This window comes from Maribacter sp. ACAM166, assembly GCF_005771495.1.
GTDB lineage: Bacteria > Bacteroidota > Bacteroidia > Flavobacteriales > Flavobacteriaceae > Maribacter.
In genome coordinates, this window is sequence record NZ_VAUW01000031.1 from 41882 (window position 1) to 50617 (window position 8736).

The 8736-nt window shown below is 35.0% G+C and carries 5 protein-coding genes; 2 read left to right on the plus strand and 3 right to left on the minus strand.

Going from position 1 to position 8736, the window contains the following annotated elements:
* Positions 1-468 precede the first annotated feature (468 nt).
* The 3 genes from ES765_RS16690 to ES765_RS16700 form a co-directional block, all read right to left on the minus strand.
* Positions 469-669 (minus strand): DUF6730 family protein, encoded by a 201-nt coding sequence (locus ES765_RS16690; RefSeq protein WP_138115468.1) that lies wholly within the window; start codon positions 667-669, stop codon positions 469-471.
* Between the two features lie 120 nt (positions 670-789).
* Positions 790-1970 (minus strand): IS3 family transposase gene (locus ES765_RS16695; RefSeq protein WP_249356548.1). Its coding sequence is split into 2 segments (ribosomal slippage): positions 790-1712 and positions 1712-1970, totalling 1182 coding nucleotides; the frame shifts between segments, so codons are not numbered across the junction.
* Between the two features lie 536 nt (positions 1971-2506).
* The gene (locus ES765_RS16700; protein WP_410504712.1) at positions 2507-6472 is read right to left on the minus strand and encodes a two-component regulator propeller domain-containing protein; all 3966 of its coding nucleotides are present in this window, start codon (positions 6470-6472) and stop codon (positions 2507-2509) included.
* A 194-nt stretch (positions 6473-6666) separates the two neighbouring features.
* On the opposite strand from ES765_RS16700, the gene ES765_RS16705 reads away from it, so the two are divergent.
* Together ES765_RS16705 and ES765_RS16710 are read left to right on the plus strand one after the other, a co-directional pair.
* Positions 6667-8511: a glycoside hydrolase family 2 protein gene (locus ES765_RS16705; RefSeq protein ID WP_138115474.1), complete on the plus strand. Its 1845-nt coding sequence runs from the start codon at positions 6667-6669 to the stop codon at positions 8509-8511.
* Positions 8512-8576: 65 nt separating this feature from the next.
* On the plus strand, positions 8577-8736 hold a 160-nt coding region (locus tag ES765_RS16710; RefSeq protein ID WP_138115476.1), incomplete at its 3' end, for a transposase.

An 8736-nucleotide genomic window follows, 5' to 3' on the forward strand; every position in this document is an offset into this window, starting at 1 on the left:
TCTCTCCGCCTGTACATAAGGAAAGTCGACTTTTAGGAGTCGGCTTTTTTAGTTCTGGGTGACACAAATCTATTATTTTTGACCTCCAATTTTTAATGAATTGAATTGATGTTATTTGATGTCAATATCAATTATTATGGGCTTTCCCTGAGTTTACACATAGGTTACCCCCCCCTAAAAAATCTTACCATAACTTGTCTGCGCAGGGATTCTATGCGGTTTTTGTAGTGTTCCTACAGATAAACGTAAAGCAAAAACCGCATAGGGCGCACTCTACTTTTGATTTGGAACACTATCTTTTTCTTTAATCCATTTTTGATACGATTGATAATGCCCTAGGCTTTGGTCAAAATATCCTCGAAGGTCTGAGATTATCCTTTGTTCTCTCTTGGCAAATGCCCTTTCTTGAATATCGCCTGTTCGAGATATCCTAAAAGCTAGATACCCGATAATGACCAATGACAGCATCTAAATCGAATAATGAATCCACAGCTGCACTTTTGGGACCAATTTTGCTTTGGAAATCTGCTGCCCCATATGCTGAAAAAACTCTTGAAGTCTTGAATTATTAGTCTCCAAGGAGACTAATAATTCTTGGAGCATCCGTTCAATTTCTGAAGTATCCAATTTTATCTTGATGTCATCCACGTTCTGGATGAGTCTCTCCAACTTGTCCAGAGATTAGTTGAACTCTTCCAGCTCATCGTTGAGTAGTTCCATGACCTCGTCCAGTTTCTTGTATCCCATAATTCTGGACTTGCAACAAAAAAGTGGACAATTAGATAAGAGTCATGCTGCTATTTGTTGATTATACATTTCGTTTTCAAATTCTTCTATGGTTTTATACCCCAATGTAGAGTGCATTCTTCTTCTGTTGTACCAAGTTTCTATCCATTGAAAGACGGATAGCTCGGCTTCCGATCTAAGTCCATAACTATGTTTGTAGACCCATTCTACCTTTAAGCTCTTAAAAAATGATTCTGCCACCGCATTGTCCCAACAATTTCCTTTTCTGCTCATACTTTGCTTTACCGTTCCATCATAACTTTTTAGGATATTGGTAAATCTGTGACCGGCATATTGAGATCCCCTATCGGAATGAAATATGAGTTCTTTTGTTATATTATTGGACTTAACGGCCATATTCCAAGCAGGGATTATAGTGTCACTTGTATTTAAGGTTTCGCCCATCGACCACCCTACGACCTTTCTATGGAACAGATCGATGATAACGGTCAGATACATCCATCCCTGTTTAGTCTCTATATAGGTAATATCGGACACCCAAACCTGGTTCTTTCTAGAGACCGTAAAGTTTCGGTCCAGAATATTGCGGGCCAACGGATAGTTGTGCCTGCTGTCCGTTGTAATGCTGAACCTGCGCTTTCTTCTGGCGAACAGATTATTGGCCCTCATTATCCTGGCAACCCGTGGCCTGGAAACACGATATCCCTTTTTTGAGAGCTCCTCTTTGATCCTTGGTGCCCCATAACTCTCGAAGCTATCTATGAAAATAACTCGAATGACCGAGGATATCGTTTGGTTTTCCAACCATCTTTTGGATGGTTCCCTACCTAACCAATTATAATAGCTGCTTTTACTTAACTTGAACATTTTGCACATCTTCCCGACTGGAAATTTAAATTTATGGTGTTTTATGAACCTATATTTTTCCTGTCGTCCTAGGAGAAGATGGCTATCGCCTTTTTTAGGATATCACGTTCCAGTTCGGCATCCATCAATCTTTTCTTCAACTCGGCGATCTCACGTTGCTCGTCCGTAAGTTTCGGGTTCCCCTTGCCCGGAAAACTGTTCTTGCCATAGGCACCCGATTCCCTGCGCCAGCGGCTCAATACTGATGTAGGTATATCCAGTTCCCTGCATATTTCTACAACGCTACCACGTGCGTAACTAAGTTCCACAGCTTTTTCCTTGAACTCTACGGTGTAATTTCTTTTTTCTCTTGACATTTTTCAAAGTTAATTTAAACAGCTAACACGCTCTTAACTCTAAGTCCAGTTAAATATAGTAAGTCCAAAGAATATCTTTTCTCTTTTTATATAAAAAAAGAATAATAATCTCGACTGGATTCAAACATCTTATTCGGAATGCTTGAATATAATGGGTTCTGCGAAATTTTATTTTTCCTATTGTCAATTTGTTATCGGCAATTACTTTAAAGAGATTAGCATGACTAATCCCTTAAATAAAATATAGAGAATTAAAGAGAAGTATTTGACAAAGTTCAATATGTATTAGAACAAGTATTAATATTGGAAAGCACAAGAGATGAATTGAACCTTAATTTTTTAAAACATTCCTTTCCAGATGCTGTTTTGTAAAATAGTGGTTACTTATTATTAATAAATTTACTGAGTAATTGATAAAATTACATAACAGTAATTGGTAATTAGATTTAATTGATACTAGATTAGCTCAGTTCAAACCATAGTTCTGTTTTTACAAAAAATGTTACTTCAAATAAAGTTTTGAAAGCAAATGAAAATTAGGAACTTTTATCGTTCATATAATCCGAAGGTGTCATCTCAAATTGTTTTTGAAAATTACGTCCGAAACTAGTTGCTGAATTGTAACCCACTATTTCAGCCACTTCAAAGATTCTATATTTTCCAGATTTAAGTAGTTCTGCTGATTTTTTGAGTCTAGCGATGTTAATGAGTTCATTCGGACTAAGATTGGAAATATCTTTTATTTTACGATATAATGTAGATCTACTCATATTCATAATTTCAGCTAAGGTCTCCACATTAAGATCGTTCTCTGACAAATTTTGATAAATGACCTCATCTAGTTTTTTAATGAAGGTTTCATCTGTTTTAGTATTCGCTATACTCCTAATATGTGCCAGTGGAGAACTTGCATAATGTTCCATAATATTCTTACGGTTTTCAATTAGGTTAGCAATATGTACTTTAAGATGTTTAATTGAAAAAGGTTTTTCAATATAAGCATCCGCACCCGACTCTAAGCCCTCCATTTTGGCGGACATAGCACTTTTAGATGTTAAAAGAATTACTGGAATATGACTAGTTTCTAAATTGGTCTTTATTTTTTTACATAAAGTAAATCCATCAATACCGGGCATCATTACATCACTGATTACCAGCTGCACATTATCTTCATTAAGCAATTTTAAAGCAGCCTCACCATTTGAAGCTTTCAGCACAAAGTACTCTTCATTAAGCTCTTTGGCTACAAAGTCTAAAAGTTCTTCGCTATCTTCCACTAATAGAATACAATTACCTTGATTAGGTGAAATGGTTACATCTATTATAGTTTCGTCAGTTGCCCAATTTTGCACTGTCTTGGGGCGCAACCTAAATTCTTTTGCTTGATGAATGGGAAGTTTAAGCACAAAACTGTTCATTATGCCATCACTTGTATTTAAGTTTAAACTTCCGTTATGCATCTCGGTTAGAGAACGAGCAAGGGCAAGTCCTATACCTGTTCCTGTTTGGTTTTCTGTGCCTGATACCCTAAAGAAAGGTTCAAATATTCGTTCCTTTAAATGAGTAGGAATGAGTTTTCCATCATTTCTTAAATTTAGAGTGAATTGTGTTCCTTCGGATATTAAAGATACTATTACGACTTTATCGGCATACTTAATAGCATTACCAAAAAGATTGCTTAATATTTTCTTAAGTGCCTCTGGATCTACGAAAGCTAATACGTCTTTTCCCTCTAGTTTTAAACTAAAATCTACCTTTTTATCCCTAATGGCCTCACTAAATCTTTCATAGGTGTTATGAATTAATTCAGATACATTTGTTTCAACATAAGTAAGGTCTACTCTTTCAATCTCAATTTTTCTAAAATCAAGTAGTTGATTTACAAGGTCTAAAAGACGGTTAGTATTTTTTTTGATAATGGCTAGATTATCCCTTATACCTGGGACTTCATGTGCTTTTTTTAAAACTTTTTCCAAAGGACTTTTTATTAAGGTCAATGGGGTGCGTATTTCATGGGAAACATTGGTAAAGAACTCAATTTTGGCTTCATAGATTTCTTTTTCCTTTCTATTGTTAAGTTGTTTGATTTTTTGAATGTTTTTCGCTTTTATTCTTTGATCGTAAGTTCTAAACCCAATAAAAATAAAAAAACCAGAGAGCAATGTATACAAGCCATAAGCAAGATTACTTTTCCAAAATATAGGAAGTACCTTAATGGCCAATCCGGATGTTTCCTTGCCCCACACACCGCTACTGTTCATAGATTTCACAATAAAATTGTAATTACCCGCAGCCAATTCCATAAAGTATACTTTATGATCTTTTTGTAAATAGACCCATTCATTATTAAGCCCTTCCATTTGATACCAATACTCCGTATTATCAGGTGCGATGTAACTAAGAGCAGTAAATTCTAAACTAAATGAAGACTGTTCTGGGGAAAGGATCAGATTCTTTAGGGAAGAGATGGATTCTTTAATGGGAGAATCTTTTTGGTCAACAAAAACATCTTTGTTATTAATCTGTAGACTTGTAATATATATTGGTGGGCTATATGAATTCTTTTTAAAATCTTTTGGATTGAAACTAATCATGCCGTTTACCGTACCAAAATACATACGGCCATTCGGGTCCTTATAGGCGGAGTTATAATTGAATTGATTACTTTTTAAACCATTCGCCTTGGTGTAAATTTTCTTTACATCATTTTTTAGGTCAAATTCTACCAAACCATTAGAAGTAGTGATCCAAATGTTTTTAGTAGAATCTTCTAACATCCCATAAAATACATTTGATGGAAAACCATCTTTCGTCGTATATTTTGTAAAACCCTTTTTATCTTTATTTAAAAAATTTAATCCATTCTCTGTGGTAATCCAAATGTTATTTCTCGTATCCTGAAAAATTCCATTTATGTGATTGTTGGAAATACTTGTTGCAATACCTCGGTCATGCTTAAAATAACCTTTTTTCTTTGTTGTAGGATTGTAAAAATATAGTCCATCAGAATAAGTTCCTGCCCACAGAATACCTTGTTCATCTTCAAAAAAACATGTGTAGTGATGATTCTCTGGAAAGGCCTTGAACAGGATAAATTTATCTGTCAAAGGATTATAGGTCTGTATGCCGTATGTGGTTACGACAAAAAGGACATCTTGTTTGGATTTATATAGCTCAAAAACAAAGTTGCTTCTTAATGCGCCTTCTTTTCCTATATTGTAATGCTTTACTATTTTATCCTTTTTAATATCCAAAATATCTAGACCATTGTCGAACATACCTACCCATAACTTGTCGTCTACGGGTAAGAGACCATGAATATTGTGATAAGTCAAGATACCGTTTTCATCTTTGTCTTTTGATGTGTAGTTGGTAAATAGACCTGTTTTTGGATTAAATTTATTAAGACCAGCGTCTTCTGTACCTATCCAAAGATTACCATAGTTATCTGGTTGTATTTCTCTCACCGCATTTCCATTGATAGAATTTTGTGAGGACATAGGAAAGAACTTCGTAAATGGTGAATATTGGTTTGGATTGTAATTTATGCCACCAAAGTAAGAACCGGCCCAAACGCCATTTTCTTTATCTATTGTTAGAGTATATAGAGCATTGTCAGATAGTGCATAAGGATTATCATAATTTTTGGTCAAGTTTGTATAATCCTTTGTTTTTAGATTATAAATATGTAAACCAGATTCTGATGCCACCCATAGCTCATCTTCTCCACGCATGGCAAAGTCTCTAACATAATAGCATTCTTTAGTTATTTGAGCCAATGTTTTTAATTTTTCATCAACCAGGTCAAAGGCAAGCACGCCATGGTTTTGTGTACCTAAAAGGAGAGTGCGCTCATCAAGGTCAAATAACTCATTGATTCTAAAAGGCCGTTTCAGGTCGGCTTCAACGTCAAGGCTGTATTCTTTGAAAGAATCAGATGCTTCCTCATAATGATAGATGTGATTTGTAGAGGCAATCCAAATGTCATTATTTTTTAATCTATGAATATCTGTAGCATTAAAAAACTGGTCGGAGGGATATTCCGTAATTTCTTTTGTGGTTAGACTGTATTTGTTCAAAGTACTTCCGCTGACAAACCATAAATTACCTTTTTTGTCGTTCTCAATATCTATAATTTGTGAATCTGAAGTGCCTTCAATAAAATCAAAATTCTCAAACCTTTCATTGTACTTAAATAAACCATTATCGGTACCTACCCATATGGTGCTATCATTTTCATGAAGACTTTCTATATAATTACCTTTAAGGCTTTTGGGGTCATCAGGATTGTTTTGGAAAGACCTAAAGTTATATCCATCAAAACGGTTTAAACCATTTTTTGTGCCGAACCAAAGAAAACCTTTGTAATCCTGCATGGAACTTAGAATGGTATTATGTGATAATCCATTTCCCACCATGTAATGTTGAAAATATATTTCTTGCCCACATAGTAGGCTAAAATGGAAAACCAAAAGAAGTAAGCTTAATTTAAATTTTTTCAAGACGTTCGAATATCGTTAAAATTTAGTGAATAGTTCACGATAATATGTCTCATAGATAACACTATTTAGTTCAATATTGCGAACAGTGTAAATAAAAATTACGATTGACCAATATATATGAAACAATGAAACTAAAGAGTAGGTTGATGTTGGGTTGATAATTTTACTTTGTAAAAGTAATAAAACAACAAAAAATGAATTATTTATTTTCGATAACAACAAAAATCAAGATTTTTGCAATTTTATTCCTTTTGCTTATTTCTATTTCTCAACCGGTATTGGGTCAATGGAGGCCTGCAGGTGATAAAATCAAAACAGTATGGGCAGAAAAAATCACTCCCGATAATGTTCTTGCGGAATACCCTAGACCTATTATGGAACGTGATGAATGGAAAAACTTAAATGGTCTTTGGGATTATGCTATTCAGAAAAAAGGTAGTACTACACCGACCAATTACCAAGGTAAAATACTAGTTCCGTTCGCAGTAGAGTCAAGTTTATCTGGAGTTATGAAAGAGGTTGGAACGGATAATGAACTTTGGTACAACACGTCTTTCGAAGTATCTTCTAGTTGGAAAGATCAAGCTATTATACTACATTTTGGTGCTGTGGATTGGGAAACAATTGTTTGGGTTAATGGTGTAAAAGTAGGTTCTCATTTAGGGGGATATACTCCTTTTTCTTTTGATATAACCCCTTTTCTAATTGATGGGGAGCAACAACTTACCATAAAGGTTTGGGATCCCACTAATGACGGTCCGCAACCTAGAGGCAAACAGGTAAACAAACCAGAAGCAATATGGTATACTCCTGTAACAGGAATATGGCAAACCGTGTGGATAGAGCCTGTTGCAAAAAAACATATTGAACATCTAAAGGCCGTACCAGATATAGATAATGAACTAATAAAAGTTTTGCCTGTTGTCAAAGGAGCAGAGTATGGTGATATAGTAGAAGTTACTGTCTTCGATGGTGATATCAATGTGGCTATTGCAAAAGCAGTGGTTGGTGAAGAAATTGTGTTATCTGTAGAGAACGCGAAACTCTGGTCGCCAGAAACACCATTTTTATATGATTTAAAAATAGAGGTTTTAAGTAATGGTCTGGTTGTCGATGAGGTGAAAAGTTATATTGGTATGAGAAAGATCAGTATGAAAAAGGATGTTTTTGGTATCGTAAGGATGCAACTTAACAACGAGGATTATTTTCAATTTGGGCCACTTGATCAAGGTTGGTGGCCAGATGGTCTTTATACTGCGCCAAGTGATGAAGCCTTGAAATATGATATTGAAAAAACTAAGGAGCTAGGTTTTAATATGATTAGAAAGCATGTAAAAGTTGAATCGGCGAGATGGTATACCCACTGCGATAGAATGGGAATTTTGGTGTGGCAAGATATGCCAAGTGGTGACAGGAGTCCCCAATGGCAGAACCGTAATTATTTTGATGGTTCCGAATTAAAGAGAAGTGTAGAATCGGAAAAAATATATAGAACAGAGTGGAAGGATATAATGGATTATTTATACTCATATCCAAGTATTGTTGTTTGGGTGCCATTCAATGAGGCATGGGGACAATTTAAAACGGAAGAAATTACAGAATGGACAAAGGCATATGATAAAAGTAGGTTAGTTAATTCTGCGAGTGGAGGTAATTTTTATCGCACGGGTGATATTGTCGATTTACACAATTATCCAGGGCCAGAAATGTACCTTTATGATGCTCAAAGAGTGAATGTCTTAGGTGAATATGGTGGAATTGGACTTGCTTTAAAGAATCATTTATGGAAGCCAGATAATAACTGGGGATACGTAAAATTTAAAAATTCAAAAGAAACTACAGCTGAATATATAAAGTATGCTAGAGAGTTGAAAAAACTAGTAAAAGCAGGATTTTCTGGGGCAGTCTACACGCAGACGACAGATGTTGAAGGAGAGGTGAATGGTTTTATGACCTATGACCGAAAGGTCGATAAGATGAATGTAAAAGAAGTAAAAAAGATTAATCAAGAAGTTATCGGTGTTTTAAATGGCCAGTAGTTTAAATATAATTATTGAGTTAGTCATTTAAGTTCTGTATCTTGTTGTCAATAGAAACAACGTTTATGGAAGTATTTGAAGGACAGAATATATTGAGTTTTGTAAAAGAATTGCCAAATGATGATGCCTGTAAGGCATATTTAGCGAAAATAAAATGGCACGATGGTTTTAAATGTATGAAATGTGGTCACACAAAAGGATGTGAGAAATCTGGGCACAAGTATC

Coding starts and splice junctions, on each gene's coding strand:
- ES765_RS16705 (WP_138115474.1), top strand. CDS start 6,667: ATGAATTATTTATTTTCGATAACAACAAAAATCAAGATTTTTGCAATT.